12 protein-coding genes and 1 tRNA gene are annotated in these 15,650 nt (G+C 67.0%); 4 read left to right on the top strand and 9 right to left on the bottom strand.

Annotation, left to right across the window (positions count from 1 at the left end):
• Positions 1–5 precede the first annotated feature (5 nt).
• The 3 genes from FPY90_RS17195 to FPY90_RS17185 form a co-directional block, all read right to left on the bottom strand.
• On the bottom strand, positions 6–2,177 hold the full coding sequence (locus FPY90_RS17195) for a bifunctional polysaccharide deacetylase/glycosyltransferase family 2 protein (protein WP_498682339.1): 2,172 nt from the start codon (positions 2,175–2,177) through the stop codon (positions 6–8).
• A complete protein-coding gene (locus tag FPY90_RS17190) occupies positions 2,174–2,770 on the bottom strand; it encodes a hypothetical protein (RefSeq protein ID WP_498682338.1) in 597 nt (198 codons plus the stop codon). Before FPY90_RS17190 ends, FPY90_RS17195 begins: the two co-directional genes overlap by 4 nt.
• 158 nt (positions 2,771–2,928) lie before the next feature.
• Positions 2,929–3,987: a zinc-dependent alcohol dehydrogenase family protein gene (locus tag FPY90_RS17185; protein ID WP_498682336.1), complete on the bottom strand. Its 1,059-nt coding sequence runs from the start codon at positions 3,985–3,987 to the stop codon at positions 2,929–2,931.
• A 324-nt stretch (positions 3,988–4,311) separates the two neighbouring features.
• Between FPY90_RS17185 and FPY90_RS17180 the strand changes: the two genes are divergently transcribed.
• Positions 4,312–4,596: a hypothetical protein gene (locus FPY90_RS17180; RefSeq protein ID WP_498682334.1), complete on the top strand. Its 285-nt coding sequence runs from the start codon at positions 4,312–4,314 to the stop codon at positions 4,594–4,596.
• Positions 4,597–4,692: 96 nt separating this feature from the next.
• Here FPY90_RS17180 and sucD read toward each other — a convergent pair whose 3' ends face one another.
• The 3 genes from sucD to pcrA all read right to left on the bottom strand — a co-directional run bounded on the left by sucD (position 4,693) and on the right by pcrA (position 9,426).
• Positions 4,693–5,595: a succinate--CoA ligase subunit alpha gene (gene sucD, locus FPY90_RS17175; protein ID WP_498682333.1), complete on the bottom strand. Its 903-nt coding sequence runs from the start codon at positions 5,593–5,595 to the stop codon at positions 4,693–4,695.
• 16 nt (positions 5,596–5,611) lie between these two features.
• Positions 5,612–6,781: an ADP-forming succinate--CoA ligase subunit beta gene (gene sucC / locus FPY90_RS17170; protein ID WP_071216346.1), complete on the bottom strand. Its 1,170-nt coding sequence runs from the start codon at positions 6,779–6,781 to the stop codon at positions 5,612–5,614.
• A 239-nt stretch (positions 6,782–7,020) separates the two neighbouring features.
• Positions 7,021–9,426 (bottom strand): DNA helicase PcrA, encoded by a 2,406-nt coding sequence (gene pcrA / locus FPY90_RS17165; protein WP_498682331.1) that lies wholly within the window; start codon positions 9,424–9,426, stop codon positions 7,021–7,023.
• Positions 9,427–9,498: 72 nt separating this feature from the next.
• Here pcrA and FPY90_RS17160 point away from each other — a divergent pair, with 72 nt between their 5' ends.
• Together FPY90_RS17160 and FPY90_RS17155 are read left to right on the top strand one after the other, a co-directional pair.
• A complete protein-coding gene (locus tag FPY90_RS17160) occupies positions 9,499–10,134 on the top strand; it encodes a hypothetical protein (RefSeq protein ID WP_071216348.1) in 636 nt (211 codons plus the stop codon).
• Positions 10,135–10,235: 101 nt separating this feature from the next.
• Positions 10,236–10,312, top strand: a tRNA-Arg gene (locus tag FPY90_RS17155).
• 514 nt (positions 10,313–10,826) lie between these two features.
• Here FPY90_RS17155 and FPY90_RS17150 read toward each other — a convergent pair.
• Complete coding sequence (locus FPY90_RS17150; protein WP_498682329.1) at positions 10,827–12,056, bottom strand: ROK family protein; 1,230 nt, start codon at positions 12,054–12,056, stop codon at positions 10,827–10,829.
• Positions 12,057–12,264: 208 nt separating this feature from the next.
• Here FPY90_RS17150 and FPY90_RS17145 point away from each other — a divergent pair, with 208 nt between their 5' ends.
• Complete coding sequence (locus FPY90_RS17145) at positions 12,265–12,666, top strand: NUDIX hydrolase (protein WP_498682328.1); 402 nt, start codon at positions 12,265–12,267, stop codon at positions 12,664–12,666.
• 9 nt (positions 12,667–12,675) lie between these two features.
• Here the strand turns inward: FPY90_RS17145 and FPY90_RS17140 are convergent, their stop codons facing one another.
• Positions 12,676–14,529, bottom strand: coding sequence for an ABC transporter ATP-binding protein (locus tag FPY90_RS17140; RefSeq protein WP_498682326.1), 1,854 nt, complete (start codon positions 14,527–14,529; stop codon positions 12,676–12,678).
• A gap of 73 nt (positions 14,530–14,602) precedes the next feature.
• Complete coding sequence (locus tag FPY90_RS17135) at positions 14,603–15,649, bottom strand: DMT family transporter (RefSeq protein ID WP_498682325.1); 1,047 nt, start codon at positions 15,647–15,649, stop codon at positions 14,603–14,605.
• Position 15,650: the final 1 nt, after the last annotated feature.

The raw sequence follows: 15,650 nt of genomic DNA, 5'->3' as shown, positions 1-15,650 counted from the left end.
GGCGGCTAGCGCGCCGAGGCCCGGGGCTGTGAATCCATCGGGGCGCGCAGCGAACCGTAGCGTTCCATCCGGTGCCAGCGCAGGCGCACGCCGGCCAGCGCGGTGACCACCGACTGGATCACCACCAGGTACATCAGCTGCCGGTACACGAACTGCTGAAGCGGCAGCGTCCACAGGGCGCGCAGCGGCTCGCGGTCGAGCCGGAACGCGTAGGCCGCCATGATGAACTGGATCAGCAGGAAGGTGCCCCAGAGGAGGGCAATCCTGACGGGATCCAGGAACACCAGGCCGTAGATGGCAAAGATGTCGACCACGGGCGCGAAGAGCGGAAGCAGCACCTGGAAGAGCAGCAGGTAGGCCAGCCCCCGGCGCCCCAGCTTCCCGGCCGCACCCGACTGCGCGATGGCCCCGCGGTGCTTCCACATGGCCTGCAGCGTGCCGTAGCACCAGCGGTAGCGCTGCTTCCACAAGGCCCCGAGGGTCGCCGGGGCCTCGGTCCAGGCCAGGGCGTCGTCCTCGTAGACGACCCGCCAGCCGTCGCGGCACAGGGCCATGGTCAGGTCGGTGTCCTCGGCGAGGGTGTCGCCGCTGACCCCGCCCACCCGGGCCAGGGCCTCGCGGCGGAAGGCGCCGATCGCCCCGGGAACCGTGGGCATGCATTCGGCGACGTCGAACAGGCGCCGGTCCAGGTTGAAGCCGACGACGTATTCGATGTGCTGCCACGCACCGAGGATGCCGCCGCGGTTGGCGATCTTGGTGTTGCCCGAGATGGCGCCGACCCGCGGATCGGAAAAGCGCTGGATCAGCACGTGGACGGTGTCGGGTTCGAAGACGGTGTCCCCGTCGACCATCACCACCAGGTCGTGGCGGGCCGCGGCGATCCCGGCGTTCAGCGCCGAGGGCTTCCCGCCGTTCTCCTTGCGGATGACCTCGACGCCGGGCAGCCCGAGCGCCTCGACGATGTCGGCGGTGCCGTCCGTTGAACCGTCGTCGACCACGATGACCTGCACCGGATGGGTCGAGGCGGCGATGGACCGCACGGCCGCCTCGATGCCGGCCGATTCGTTGTAGGCGGGGACGATCACGCTGACCGGGTCGAGGACCTCGGTGCGCATCGGCGAGGTGAACCAGGCCCGGCCGCGCTCGGCCTCGCGGCTGCGCCGCACGGCCCGGCTGTGCCGGAAGGCAACCACCATCACCAGCACCGCCCGCCCCAGAGTCACGGTCCCGGCCGCGACCAGGCCCCAGGAGATGGCCGTGGCGACGGCATCGGTGAAGCGGACACCGAAGACGAATGCGGTCCCGATCAAGGAATCGGCGGCGGACGCCTCCCGGGTGCTGTCCACGCCGATCGAGTCGCCGACCGTGGTGAAGCGGTGGCCGGGCCCGTCCTGGTTTCCCAGTGCCGCGGACAGCGCCTCGACGGTCTGGGAACGGTTCCCCCCGCCGTCGTGCATCAGCACCACCTGGCCCCCGGCCCCGTGCAGCAGCAATTGGCCGGCGATCACCTTGGCGCCGGGGGCGCGCTCGTCTGCGCTGTTGAGCGTGCTCAGCACGGTCAGGAAGCCCTCGTCAGCTGCCGTCTGCATGGCCGACCACTGTCCGTTCGTCGTGGCCGCGTTCCCCGAGCTGTGGGGCGGGCGCAGCAGCGACGGCGATTGGCCGGTGATCCCCGCGACGACCTTCTGGGCACCCCGGATCTCGAGCTCGCGCCGCCACGAGGGGGCCCCGGAGAGGTCGGCGTGCGTGAGGGTCTGGATGCCGATCTCGTGGCCCTCGGCGGCCATGCGCCGCAGCAGCTCGGGATGCCGGATCGCCGAGGTACCGGTGACGAAGAAGGTGGCATGGACCCCGTGATCCCGCAGGACATCGAGGATCTTCGGGGTCCAGGCCGGGTCGGGCCCGTCGTCGAAGGTCAGCGCCACGGTGCGGTCGGAGGGGCCGGCCGTGCGGACATCCTGCCCGCGGGCATCAATGACCGGGCCACCGTCCCGGACTGCCGCCGGGACCTCCCCGGCGGCGCGGCTCACGGGCGCGGGGCCGTCGCCGATGCCTGCCAGGTGGTTCATGTACCCCTGGATGGCCAGCGACAGCCCCAGCGTCAGGACGACGACAACCATGAGGAACCAGTGCGCCGCGATGCCGCCGGTGCGGGCCGCCCGGCGTCCGCGGCTCACGGAAGGGTTTCCCGGGTGGGCTTGGCCGGGCCGGTGCCGCCGTGCCCGGGAGCGGTTGCGTTGCGGCCTGGTGCGTCTTGGCTCTTTCCCGGGGTGGTCGGCTCGCTGCCGGGGCTCGGTGCGGCACTCGCGGGAGCTGTGCTCGGTGCCGCTTGCGGGGCCGTGGTTTCACGGGGAACGGCCGAGCTGGAGGGGGCAGCGGATTCGGTTGCGGAAGGAGGCGCGGCGGTGGGCGCGGTTTCTTCAGGGGTGCTTGTGGCCGCCTCGGTGCCGGCGGGCGCATCGGGTGCCGCCACGGGCGGTTCCTCGGCGCGTTCGGATGCCGGGGTTGGTGTTGGCCGCGGTTTCGTCGAGGCTTCGGGCCCGGCCGCGACCGCTGGCTGTCCCCCCGAAGCGGGCAGCCTTGGTGCCGCGGTCGTGGAGCCGCCCAGGAAGGCGACCAGGAGCAGTGCCACGTACAGCGCCATCAGGCCCGCGACCACCACCCCGGCTTTCTTGAGCCGCTGCAGGCGCCTGCCGGAGGGGTCGACGAAGACGGGTTCGCTTGCGGCGGTGGACGATCCTCGGACGGGGTTTTGGGTAAAAGCTGGCATCGCCACCAACGATAACGCACGCCGCAAAGGTCACAAAATGGTCACGATGACAAGTCCCGAGGCCCGTCGCCCTTGAATTGCGCGGCGCACGGGACTAGGGAAAAAACCTTCCGACGTGTGGTCCGGGGGGCTGCCGGTCCGCACGGCGGGAGGGTGCATCAGCCAAGCTTGAGCATGACCTTGATCGAACGTCGCTCGTCCATGGCCCGGTAGGCCTCGGGCACCTGCTCAAGGCCCATGACGGTGTCGAAGACCAGGCCGGGGTTGATCGTGCCGGCCAGCACATCCTCGAGCAGCTCGGGCAGGTACGCCCGGGTGCTGGCGGCACCGCCGGCGACCGAGATGTTCTTGGAGAACAGCACCGAGATCGGCAGCCCGTCCTGGCCGTGCGGAACCCCCACGAAGCCCAGCGAGCCGCCGGGCCTGGTGCAGCGCAGTGCCTGGTCCATGGCCTCGGCGGTGCCCACGCATTCGAGCACCGAATCCGCCAGCACTCCCCCGAGCAGTTCGCGCACCTTCACGGCGGCCTCGGCCCCCCGCTCGGCAACCACATCGGTGGCCCCGAATTCGCGGGCCAGCGCCGCCCGTTCGGCGTGCCGGGACATCGCGATGATGCGCGTCGCCCCCAGGCGCTTGGCGGCAAGCACCCCGCACAGGCCCACGGCGCCGTCGCCAACGACGACGACACTGCGCCCGGGTGCCACCCTGGCTCCCAGCGCGGCGTGGTGCCCGGTGCCCATCACATCCGAGAGCGCCAGCAGCGACTTGGACAGCGCCTCGTCCGGATCGGTGACGCCCGGGACAGGAACCAGGGTGCCGTCGGCGTTGGGGACCCGCACCGCCTCGCCCTGTCCGCCGTCCACCGGCAACCCGTTCTCGTCGTTCCCGCCCCAGGACGCCCGGTGCTCGCAGGCTACCTGGACGCCGTTGCGGCACGGCGGGCAGGTGCCGCAGCTATTGGCCCAGGGGGCCACCACGAAGTCGCCGACCTTCAAGGTTGCGACCTTGCTCCCGAGCGCCGTCACGGTTCCAATGAACTCGTGGCCGATGCGCCGGGGCTCCGGGGTCGGGTTGATGCCGCGGTAGGGCCACAGGTCCGAGCCGCATACGCAGGCCGCGCCGACCTTCACGATGGCGTCGGTGTCGGCGAGCAGGACGGGATCGGGGCAGTCCTCGACGCGGATGTCCCGCGGTCCGTGGATCAGTGTGGCGCGCATGGTTGCCTCCGCAGGCTGGGATTGGTGTTTTCGCTTCCCAGCCTATGCCCGTTCGTTGGACACGGAGCCGCAAAACGCTCCACGCGCAGGGCTCCCGGGACATATGACCCCGTGTTGCTCCCCTTGACCCGTGGTGGCAAGGTGTCCCCGATTCAACGTATGGTTGAAACAGCTTCACGAATTCTGGCTGCCGCAAGGCAAGGCTCCGACCTAAACAGATACCAACCCCATAGTTGCACGGTGGGTGGTTCGGATGACGAAGCGGCCCTTTCGCGCATCCCGCACGCAGGGGCAAGGACAACGAATATCAAGGACGTGTGCATCATGTACAGCCCCAGCCTGGCCACCGCTTCGCCCGCCAATCCCCTGCCGCGCTTTGCCGGGGACTGGATCACCGCGTGGCTCGACATCGACAACGACACCAGCCTGCTGCATGTGGGCTCCGGGCCCGGCGAATGGGTCCTCGAGGCGCTCGCCCCGCAACGGCTTTCGGCCGCATTGGACGGCCGCGGGCCCGTCGAGGTCCAGTTCAACCCCGAGCTGCTGGTGGTGCTGGTTCCCGGGGCGCACGAACTCGTGGGCAGTTCGTTCTTTCGCCTTCGGGCCTGAACCGGGCGGGACCACAAACGCTTAAACGACCGGTGGCGGCCACCTTGCTACGTGAGTAACAAGGTGGCCGCCACCGGCTTGGTGCTCTCTATGGAATTAGAGGGCGGCGTAAACTTCGCGCAGCAGCGTTGCGGTTTCCGACGGGGTCTTGCCGACCTTTACGCCGGCAGCCTCGAGTGCTTCCTGCTTGGCCTGTGCCGTACCGGCCGAGCCCGAGACGATGGCGCCAGCGTGGCCCATGGTCTTGCCCTCGGGAGCGGTGAAGCCTGCCACGTAGCCGACGACCGGCTTGGTGACGTGGGCCTTGATGTACTCGGCGGCACGCTCTTCGGCGTCGCCGCCGATTTCGCCGATCATGACGATGGCCTTGGTCTCCGGGTCCGCCTCGAACGCAGCCAGGGCGTCGATGTGGGTGGTCCCGATGACCGGGTCGCCGCCGATGCCGATGGCGGTGGAGAAGCCCAGGTCGCGCAGTTCGTACATCATCTGGTAGGTCAGGGTGCCGGACTTGGAGACCAAGCCGATCGGGCCCTTCTGGGTGATGTTGTTCGGCGTGATGCCGACCAGTGCCTCGCCCGGGGTGATGATGCCGGGGCAGTTCGGGCCGATGATGCGGGTGACCTGGTTGCCGTCGGCGTCGACCTTGGACTGGGCCAGGGCCCAGAACTCGGCCGAGTCCTGTACCGGAACGCCCTCGGTGATGACAACGACCAGGCCGATGCCTGCCTCGATGGCCTCGACGACTGCATCCTTGGTGAAGGCAGGCGGCACGAAGACGATGGAAACGTCTGCACCGGTTTCGGCGATGGCTTCCGCCACTGCGCCGAAGACCTTGATTTCCTTGTCGCCGTGCAGCACAGTGGTGCCGGCCTTGCGGGCGTTGACGCCACCGACGATGTTGGTGCCGGCCTTCAGCATCAGGGCGGTGTGCTTGGTACCCTCGCCACCGGTGATGCCCTGAACGATGACCTTGGAATCCTTGTTAAGGTAAATGCTCATGTTCGCGTATCCCTACTTACTTCGCTGCGTTGGCGAGCTCGGCGGCCTTGTCGGCGCCCTCGTCCATGGTTGCTGCCAGGGTGACCAACGGGTGGTTGGCCTCGGCAAGAATGCGGCGGCCCTCTTCGACGTTGTTGCCGTCCAGGCGCACGACCAGCGGCTTGTTGGCTGCGGAACCGAGCTCGGCCAGTGCACCGACGATGCCCTTGGCAACGGCGTCACACGCGGTGATGCCACCGAAGACGTTCACGAAGACCGACTTGACCTGCTCGTCGTTCAGGATGACGTCAAGGCCTGCGGCCATGACCTCGGCGGAGGCTCCGCCGCCGATGTCCAGGAAGTTGGCGGGCTTCACGTTGCCGTGGTTTTCGCCGGCGTAGGCAACGACGTCCAGGGTCGACATGACCAGGCCTGCACCGTTGCCGATGATGCCCACTTCGCCGTCCAGCTTGACGTAGTTCAGGTCCATCGCCTTGGCCTTGGCCTCGAGCGGATCCGCTGCGTCCTTGTCTTCGAGCTCGACGTGGTGCGGGTTGCGGAATTCGGCGTTCTCGTCGATGGAGACCTTGCCGTCCAGTGCAACGATGTCGCCGGCGCCGGTGCGAACCAGCGGGTTGACCTCGACCAGGGTTGCGTCTTCCTTCTTGAAGACGTCCCACAGCTTCAGGATTGCCGCGGCGACCTTTTCGGTCAGCTCCGGCGCGAAGCCTGCTGCGGCAACGATCTCGTCGGCCTTGGCCTGGTCGATGCCCACGGCCGGGTCAACGGCGATGCGGGCCAGGGCCTCGGGACGCTCAACGGCGAGTTCCTCGATTTCCATGCCGCCTTCAACCGAGCACATGGCCAGGTAGTTGCGGTTCGCGCGATCCAGCAGCACGGAGAAGTAGAACTCCTCGGCGATGTCGGCGCCCTGGGCGATCATGACCTTGTTCACGGTGTGGCCCTTGATGTCCATGCCGAGAATGTCGGATGCGTACTTGAACGCCTCGTCGGCGGTCTTTGCGACCTTCACGCCACCGGCCTTGCCGCGGCCTCCGACCTTTACCTGGGCTTTAACGACCACGACGCCACCGATTTTCTCGGCAGCGGCCTTGGCTTCTTCAGGTGTGTAGGCAACGATGCCGGCCAGCACGGGTACACCGTGCGACTCGAACATATCGCGCGCCTGGTATTCATACAGGTCCACGGGCTTGTGTCCTTCTTGTCGAAGTCTATGCTGACTCAAGGCACGGCTCCATAAACACGGATCCATGCTTTGAGGGGGAGAGTCCATCCTGGAAACAGGGCGGGCTCCATCCCACAGCCTAGCGCCTTGGCGCCCAATGGCACAGTTCTACAAACGGTAGAGCCCAAGGTGCCGTGACACCCGCCACAGCCCCCGCAAACATGGCGTTCGCGGGGGCAGCCTCGCGCTTGGCAACGTAGCTAGTCAAGCTTGGCCAGCGGGGCGTATCGCAGCAATAGCCGTTTCTCCGCGTCCGCGAACTTCACCTTGGCCACGGTCTTGTCCCCGGCGCCTTCCAGGGCCAGGACCACGCCCTCGCCGAAGGTGCCATGGCTGACCTTGTCCCCCACCGACAGGGAAATGATTTCCTTGTTCGGCTGCACCCGGCCCTTGGCCCGCGCCGTGGGCGCGGTGCTCAGCGTGTGGATTTCCGGGGCGCCGGAGAGACTGCCCCCGCCACCGGATCCGGTGCCGGCACCCCAGTAGGAGCCCGACTCGTAGCGGCTGGTGGCGAAATTGCTGCTCCCGCCAAAGGACTCGAAGCTGGAACGCTTGGTGCCCTCGCGCTTCCACTCGACCAGGGTTTCCGGGATTTCCTCGAGGAACTGGCTGGCGGGGTTGTACTGCGACTGGCCCCACAGGCTGCGGTACTCGGCGCGGGTCAGGTACAGGCGCTGGCGGGCCCGGGTGAGCCCCACGTAGGCCAGCCGGCGTTCCTCGGCCAGCTCCTTTTCATCGGTCAGGGACCGCTGGTGCGGGAAGATGCCGTGCTCCATGCCGGTGAGGAAGACCACGGGGAATTCCAGGCCCTTGGCCGTGTGCAGCGTCATCAACGTGACCATTCCCTCACGGTGGGCCATGTCCACGCCCTCCGCGTCGGAGGGTGCGTCGGGGATCGAGTCGGCGTCCGCCACCAGCGCCACGCGCTCGAGGAAGTCGGTGAGCGTGCCTTCGGGGTTCTCCTTCATGAAGTCCCGGACCACCGCCACCAGCTCGGCAAGGTTCTCCACGCGGGACTCGTCCTGGGGGTCGTTGGAGGAACGCAGCATCTCCAGGTAGCCGGTCTGCTCCAGCACCGCCTCGAGCGCCTCGGCCGGGCCTGATCCGTCGGCGACCACGGCCAGGTCGTCCATGATCTTCACGAACGCCCCGACCATGTTCTGGCCGCGGGTTCCCAGCCCGGGTGCGTCATCGGCCCGGCGCAGCGCCTCCATGAAGGAGATCCGCTCGCGTTCGGCCAGCGCGGCCACCGAGTATTCGGCCCGGTCCCCGATGCCGCGCTTGGGCTCGTTGAGGATCCGGCGCACATTGATGTCGTCCTCCGGGTTCACCAGCACCCGCAGGTAGGCCAGGGCGTCCTTGACTTCCTTGCGGTCGTAGAAGCGGGTTCCGCCAATGACCTTGTACTTCAAGTCCACGCGGATCAACTGCTCCTCGAGGGAACGGGACTGCGCGTTGGTGCGGTAGAAGATGGCAACGTCGCCGGGACGGATGGACTCCTCGTCGTTCAGGCGCAGGATCTCCTCGGCGATCCAGCGGGCCTCGTCCGACTCCGACTCCCCCACGTAGCCGATGATCTTCTCGCCGTCGCCCTCGGCGGTCCACAGCCTCTTCTCGGGTCGGTCCGGGTTGCGCTTGATGACCTCGTTGGCGGCCGAAAGGATGGTCTGGGTGGAGCGGTAGTTCTGCTCGAGCTTGATGGTGACCGCGTCCGGGTAGTCCTTGGCGAACTCGACGATATTGCGGATGTCGGCCCCGCGGAAGGCGTAGATCGACTGGTCGGAGTCGCCCACCACGGTCAGTTCCCCGCCCGGGGTCGGGCCGTCGGGCCCGGTCAGCTCGCGCACCAGGGCGTACTGGGCATGGTTGGTGTCCTGGTACTCGTCGACCATGACGTGGCGGAAGCGCCGGCGGTAATTGTCCGCCACCGCCGGGAAGGCACGGAAGATGTTGACCACGTGGGCAATGAGGTCATCGAAGTCCAGGGCGTTGGCCGCGCGAAGCCGCTCGGTGTAGCCCCGGTAGACCTGCGAGACCGCCGAGGCGAACGGGTCGTTGGAGGCAACGGTAGCCGCATATTGCTCGTCGTCGATGAGCTCGTTCTTCAGCGCGGAGATCTTGTGCGCCATGGACTTGGGCGTGAACCTCTTGGGGTCCAGTTCCAGGCCCTTGGACACCAGCGTGATCAGGCGCAGGGAATCGGCGGAGTCGTAGATGGAGAAGCTGGACTTCAGTCCCACCGAGGCCGCCTCGCGGCGCAGGATCCGCACGCACGAGGAGTGGAAGGTGGACACCCACATCTTCTTCGCCACGTCCTCGCCCACCAGCGCCGAGATGCGTTCACGCATCTCGGCTGCGGCCTTGTTGGTGAAGGTGATGGCCAGGATCTCGTGCGGTCGCGCCCTCCCGGTGGCCAGCAGATAGGCCATGCGGTGCGAGAGTACGCGCGTCTTGCCGGAGCCGGCACCGGCAACGATCAGCAGCGGGGACCCGGCGTGCTTGACGGCCTGCTCCTGCTGGGGGTTCAGCCCGGCAAGCAGCGCCTGGGCATCTGGGAGGGGCGGGGCTTGGGCGGGCGCGACGAAGTCATCGAAAAGAAAATCCATGATGGCCCCAGTCTACGGCGGTGCGCCCACCCGTTGGCCTGGCCCCGATCATTTGGCGGCATAATTGGGGTCATGGCCAAGTCAAAGAAGAAAAAGAAGCAGTACAACCGTCCCGCCCCGGCAGCACCGGCTCCCAACCCCTCAACTCAGCGCTCCCCGGAGAAGGCTGCCAGCAACGGGAGCCTGATCCTGGTTGCCGGGTTCGTCGTGGTGCTCTTCCTATTTTGGTACTACCACCTGCTCGTGCTTAACCAGATGACGGATCTGTCCAACGAGTTGGCCATGCCGGACCAGATGATCGGCGGCTACTCCGCGGGGCACGTCGAGGCGTTGCGCCAGGCCATGGATGCGGACGCCGTCGGACAGTTGAACTACGTGCACAAGACCGCTGGCCTGCTCTTCCCGCTCTTCCTGGCGCTGGTCACCATGCTGGCGGTGAACATCAACACCTCCCGCGGCATGGGCCGCTGGCTCCTGTGGGCGGTGCCCATGCTCTTCGCGGTCGTCGACCTGTGGGAGAACCGTGCCATCGATGCCTTGTTCACCGGTGCACTGGACCCGGCCGCCGTGACCCTGGCCTCCACGCTGACCACCACCCGCTGGATCCTGCTCTTTGCCACCGCGGCAATCCTCTTCGGGGTGCTCATCGCTTCGTTTGTGCGCACGTTCCGCGAAAAGTGGGAATTGTCCAAGAAGGGCCTGCTCTAGGGCCTGGAAGTTCGCGGCCGCCGGGCGGCGCGCTGCGCCACATTGACCAAGCTTCGCCAAATACCGTTAGTATTGACCCGGATCGTTTTTTGGCGAAACGCGCCCCTGTAGCTCAGTTGGATAGAGCGACTCTCTCCTAAAGAGTAGGCCATCGGTTCAATTCCGGTCAGGGGCACCAACCAAGAGCGCGACCTGCAAACCTGCAGGTCGCGCTCTTGCCGTTGGCCCTGATTCGGGCGTGCCCGGACACCTGGGCCCCGCCGCAGGTTGACCAAGTGGCACGTGCCTGACGGCCCCGCCGATGCCCGGTTTCCTGGGTTAGGCACATGCAGGCCGTGGTCGTCATGGCATCCATCGCCCCGTGTGGTTTCGGGCCGTGCCACACAATCCGGCGTTAAGAAAAAGGTGCCGCCGACCGGTGAAACCGTGGGATAACTCCCATTACATCCCACGGCACCGGTCGACGGCGTTAAGAGCCGGGTCCCCAGCAGCCGACCTGCCGTTCCCCCACGCGTTAGCTTTGCGGAAAATCAAGACTGTCACACAAACAACGGTGGGCAGCTCGGTTGCAACCAACTCTTACCGGTCATCTAAATCCATTAGAGATAGATTGTCAACCGACCCATCAGTAGTAAGACAATGGGTCGTCAGATAGTCACATCCGACGACCCATCGACGCAATATATGACCGTTTAGCGCAACAACAGCGCGGCGGCCTTGGGCGAGAGGCTCTCGTCCATGACGACGCAGGCACCGCCAATCGCACCCACTTCATGGCCCAAGGTCGAGGATCGGACCTCGACCGCATGGACGTTCTTGGAGCTGAAGCGTTCGTTGATGATTGCCCGCACGTCTTCCAGACACCACTGGCCGACCTCGGACCACAATGGCCCGGCAAGGACCACCAGGCCTACGTCCAGGGTGTTGCACAGCTGTCCGGCGACCTGGCCGACGTGTCCCATGCATTCGCGGATCAGTTCCACGGCGGTTTCATTGCCGGACTTCGCCAGCGCCACGATTTCGTTCATGCCTGCAGCACGCTGTTCCGCGGTGCCGTCGTCGGGCACCGTGAGGCCCAGCCCTCGTGCGCGGGCACGCTGCGCGATCAGGTTGAACGACAAGGAGGCGTGCAGGCAGTCGTTGCGGCCGCAGATCTCGCATTCCTGGGAAACGACACCGGTGGAGTAGTGCCCGATCTCGCCGGCGTTGTTGCTGATGCCGCGGTGGATTTCCCCATTCAGGACCATGCCTGCGCCGATTCCGGCACCCACATACATCGTGACGAAGTTGTCCCGTTCGGCGTCGTTGCCCTTCCACTGCTCGGCGATGGAGGCGGCAATGGTGTCTTTTTCGATGACCACGTCGAGCTTGAGCATCCGGTGCAGCGGTTCGACCATGTCGACGTCTTTCCAGCCGTCGAGCAACGGCGGGTCGATCATGACCCCGCGCACGGGATCCAGCGGTCCGGGGACCACCACGCCCACGCCAAGCACGTTGCTGCGCGGCACGCCGGATTCGGAGATGATCTCGTCCACGGTCTGTGCCATGGTCTCGATGGTTTTCTCGGGAACCTCGACGGCAGGGATGTCCAGGCGACGCGAGTGCATGATTTCGCCGCGGAGGTTCAGCATGACCACGGTGATGACACCCGGGTCGAGGTGGATGCCCACGGCCACCATGCGGTTGGCTTCGAGTTCCAGAACGGTTCGGGGCTTGCCCGGACCGGAAACAATCGTGCGGTCCTCGCGGACGAGCCCCTCGTCCAGAAGACGCCGCACGACGTTTGAGATGGTTTGCGGGGAAAGCCCGGTGGAGCCGGCGAGCTCTACGCGACTGACCCCGTCGGCTGCACGGCGGATCGATTCAAAGATGACCGCCTGATTAAAATCCCCGAGTCGACCTAAGTTGGTGCCCCGCTGCATCAATTCTCCATTTGTAGATCCACATTTGATCCCCCGTTGGCCTTGCCCGAACCGTTAGTCCCCAATGACTAGGCCGGTTCATCGGACGTGGCGCCTGGCCGAATTGACTCCAGTATCCACCGTTAAATGGAAAAACGCGCGCCGAGGCCTGTCCACAAAGCACGTTATCACCCCCACCTGTGCTTTGAATGGTTGTTAAGCTCAAGTTGTGCCAAAGATTCTTACCATCGCCGCCCTGCAATTGCTCGACCCCTCCGGACGCATCCTCTTGGTGCGTAAACAGGGCACCGTGATGTTCATGCAGCCCGGTGGCAAGCTCGAACCCGGCGAAAGCCCGATGGCCGCGGTATTGCGCGAAGTCCAGGAGGAACTGGGGCTGGCCTTCGCCCCTGGCCAGGTCGATTCCATGGGCCTGTGGAAGGGCCCGGCGGCCAATGAGGCCGACACCGATATCCATGCGCACCTCTTCGGGGCATGCACTTCCGACACGCCCAAGGTCCAGGCCGAGATCGAACAGATGCTCTGGATCGACCCGGCGGCAGCGCTCACCCGCGGCGACATCGCCCCGCTGCTGCGGGACAAGGTGCTGCCGGGACTGCTGGGCCGCTGAGCCCGGCGATCACTGCGCGAACTGGGTGTCGTGCAGCTCGGCGTAGCGCCCGCGCACGGCCATGAGCTCGGCGTGGGTGCCGCGCTCGGCGACCCGCCCGTCCTCGATGACCAGGATCAAGTCCGCCGAGCGGATGGTGGAGAGCCGGTGGGCGATCACCAGCGCGGTGCGGTTCTGCAGGGCCTCGGCCAGTGCCGCCTGCACGGCGGCCTCGTTGGCGGAATCCAGCGCCGCGGTGGCTTCGTCCAGGATGACCACCTGCGGGGCGGCCAGCAGCAGCCGGGCGATGGTCATGCGCTGGCGTTCCCCGCCCGAGAGCCGGTAGCCGCGCTCCCCCACCACGGTGTCCAGCCCGTCGGGCAGCGCCGAGATGGTCGGTTCCAAGCGTGCCCTTTCCAGGGCCTGCCAGATCTCCGCGTCGCTGGCCTCGGGCTTTGCCAGGCGCAGGTTCGACCCGATGGTCTCATGGAAGAGGTGCCCGTCCTGGGTGACCATCGAGACCGTGGAGCGCAGCGAGTCGAGCTTGAGCTTGCGAATGTCGACGCCGGCCAGCTGCACGCTGCCCGAATCCACGTCGTAGAGCCGCGCCAGCAGCGAGGCGATGGTGGACTTGCCGGCGCCCGAGGAACCAACCAGGGCCACCGTGGACCCTGCCGGGATTTCGAAGTCGATGCCGTGCAGCACCGTTTCCCCTCCCCGGGTGTCGAGCACCGAGACGTCCTCCAGCGAGGCGAGGGACACCTTCTCGGCGCTGGGGTAGGCGAAGGAGACGTTGGTGAACTTCACCGACACCGGTCCGGCATCCAGCACCCGGGCATCGGGTGCATCGTGGATCAGCGGCTCGAGGTCGAGGATCTCAAAGACGCGGTCGAAGCTGACCAGCGCGCTGGTGATCTCCACGCGGGCGTTGGCCAGGGCTGTCAGCGGGGCATAGAGCCGGGTCAGCAGCATGCCCAGGACCACCACGTCGCCGGCGGCCAGTTCCCCGCGCATGGCGTAGACCCCGCCGAGCCCGTAGACCAGGGCCAGGGCCAGGGCGGCGACCAGGGTGAGCATGGCGACGAAGAAGAACTGGCGCATGGCCATCTTCACCCCGATGTCCCGCACCCGTCCGGCGCGCAGCCCGAATTGCGCCGATTCCTCGGCCGGGCGGCCAAAGAGCTTGATCAAGGTGGCGCCGGGGGCGGAGAAGCGCTCGGTCATCTGGGTGCCCATGGAGGCGTTCAGGTCGGCCGATTCCCGGCGCAGCATCGCGATGGACTTGCCGAAGTGCCGGGCCGGGAGCAGGAAGATCGGCAGCAGCACCAGCGCCAGCGCGGTGACCTGCCAGGAGGTGGAGAACATGACCCCGGCGGTGAGCAGCAGGGCCACGGTGTTGGACACCAGGCCCGAGAGCGTGCCGGCGAAGGCGGACTGTGCGCCGATCACGTCGTTGTTCAGCCGGCTGACCAGCGCGCCGGTGCGGGTGCGGGTGAAGAAGGCCACGGGCATCTTCTGCACGTGGTCAAAGACCGCGGTGCGCAGATCGTAGATGATTCCCTCGCCCAGGCGCGAGGAATACCAGCGCACCACCAGCGAGACGACGGCATCGGCGACGGCCACGATCGCGATGATCCCGGCCAGCTTCAGCACCACCTGGACCCCGGTCTGGGCCACGATGGCATCGACCACGCGCCCGGCCAGCACCGGGGTGATCACCGCCAGCACCGCGGAGAACACCGAGAAGAGCACGAAGACCAGCAACCTGTTCTTGTAGCTCGCCGCAAAGGACAGCACCCGCCGCGGGGTCGTGTCCGCGTAGGCCTTGCCCTTGTCGCCGGACATCCGCCACAGCGAATGCCAGGCCGCGTTTTCCATGCTCATGTGGTGCTCTTTTCATGCAGACGGGGCCAACAGGCACGCAGCGGGGACCCCGGATGCATGCCATTGGCCGATACTAGTCGGCAGGCGAACCGCCGACTGTGGTTGCAACCGATTCTGCCCCGCTTTTCTTCCCCTGTTCGCCACCGGCACCCCGGCCGGCCCGCGGCCGGCTCGGGCCCAGGGCGGCCAGGAACATGGCGGCCAGCACGATCGCGATCCCCACGACCGTCTGCACGTAGATGGCGGTGCCCTCGGCGGGCAGCAGCAGGTCAAGCAGCAACGCCCCGATCAGCTGGCCGGCAATCATGCCCAGCCCGGTGACCAGGATCCCGATATGCCGTGTCAGGATGGCCGAAAGGATCAGGTTCCCGGTCCCCAGCGCCCCGGCCACATACAGCCACGGCTCGTGGGGCAGCACCGGGACGTGGCCGCCGAGGGCCAGCTTCACCAGCCATACCGCCAGCAGGACGGCCGCCCCGAGGAGGTAGTTCACCAGGGTCCCGGGCAGCGGGGAACCCGCACGCGCGGCCACGGTCCCGTTGAAACCGTGCTGGAGGCTCATGATGATGCCCGAGGCAAACACCGCCAGGATGGGCACCACCAGGGCGGCGGGGTCGGCCAGCCCGGACAGCCGCGGGGACACCGCCACCAGCACCCCGGCGATGGCCAGCAGCACCCCGAGTCCCCGGACCGCGGTGATCCTGCGCCGGCCTCCCGGCCCCAGTCCGAGGCGGTCGACCATCAATCCGGACAGCGTCTGGCCCGCGACCACGACCACGGTGTAGATGGCCAACCCGACGATTGGAGCGGTGGCCGCCATCACCACCACGAAGACCGCACCCATGACCCCGGCCAGGTAGTTCCACCAGCCGATGGATCCCGCGCGGGTTTCGGTGCGCAGGCGGTCCAGGCCCCGGCGCCCGCCGGGGGTGCCGGCGGTGACGGCGAGGATGACCGCCAAGGCCACCACCATGCTCACCAGCGCGGCCGCGACCGCGTCCTGGAGCCGAATCCCCATTTCCCCGTTGATGCGGGCCTGCAGGGGCATTGCGTGGCCCGCCAGCACGGCCAGCAGGACGCCGACAACCATGATCGTGCGCGGGGAAAACCTGGTGGACAAG

Origin of the sequence: Arthrobacter sp. C2, assembly GCA_024207135.1 — a bacterium.
Lineage (GTDB): Bacteria > Actinomycetota > Actinomycetes > Actinomycetales > Micrococcaceae > Paeniglutamicibacter.
Note: the sequence above shows the minus strand (reverse complement) of the source record. Positions and strands in the feature narration are given on the sequence as shown.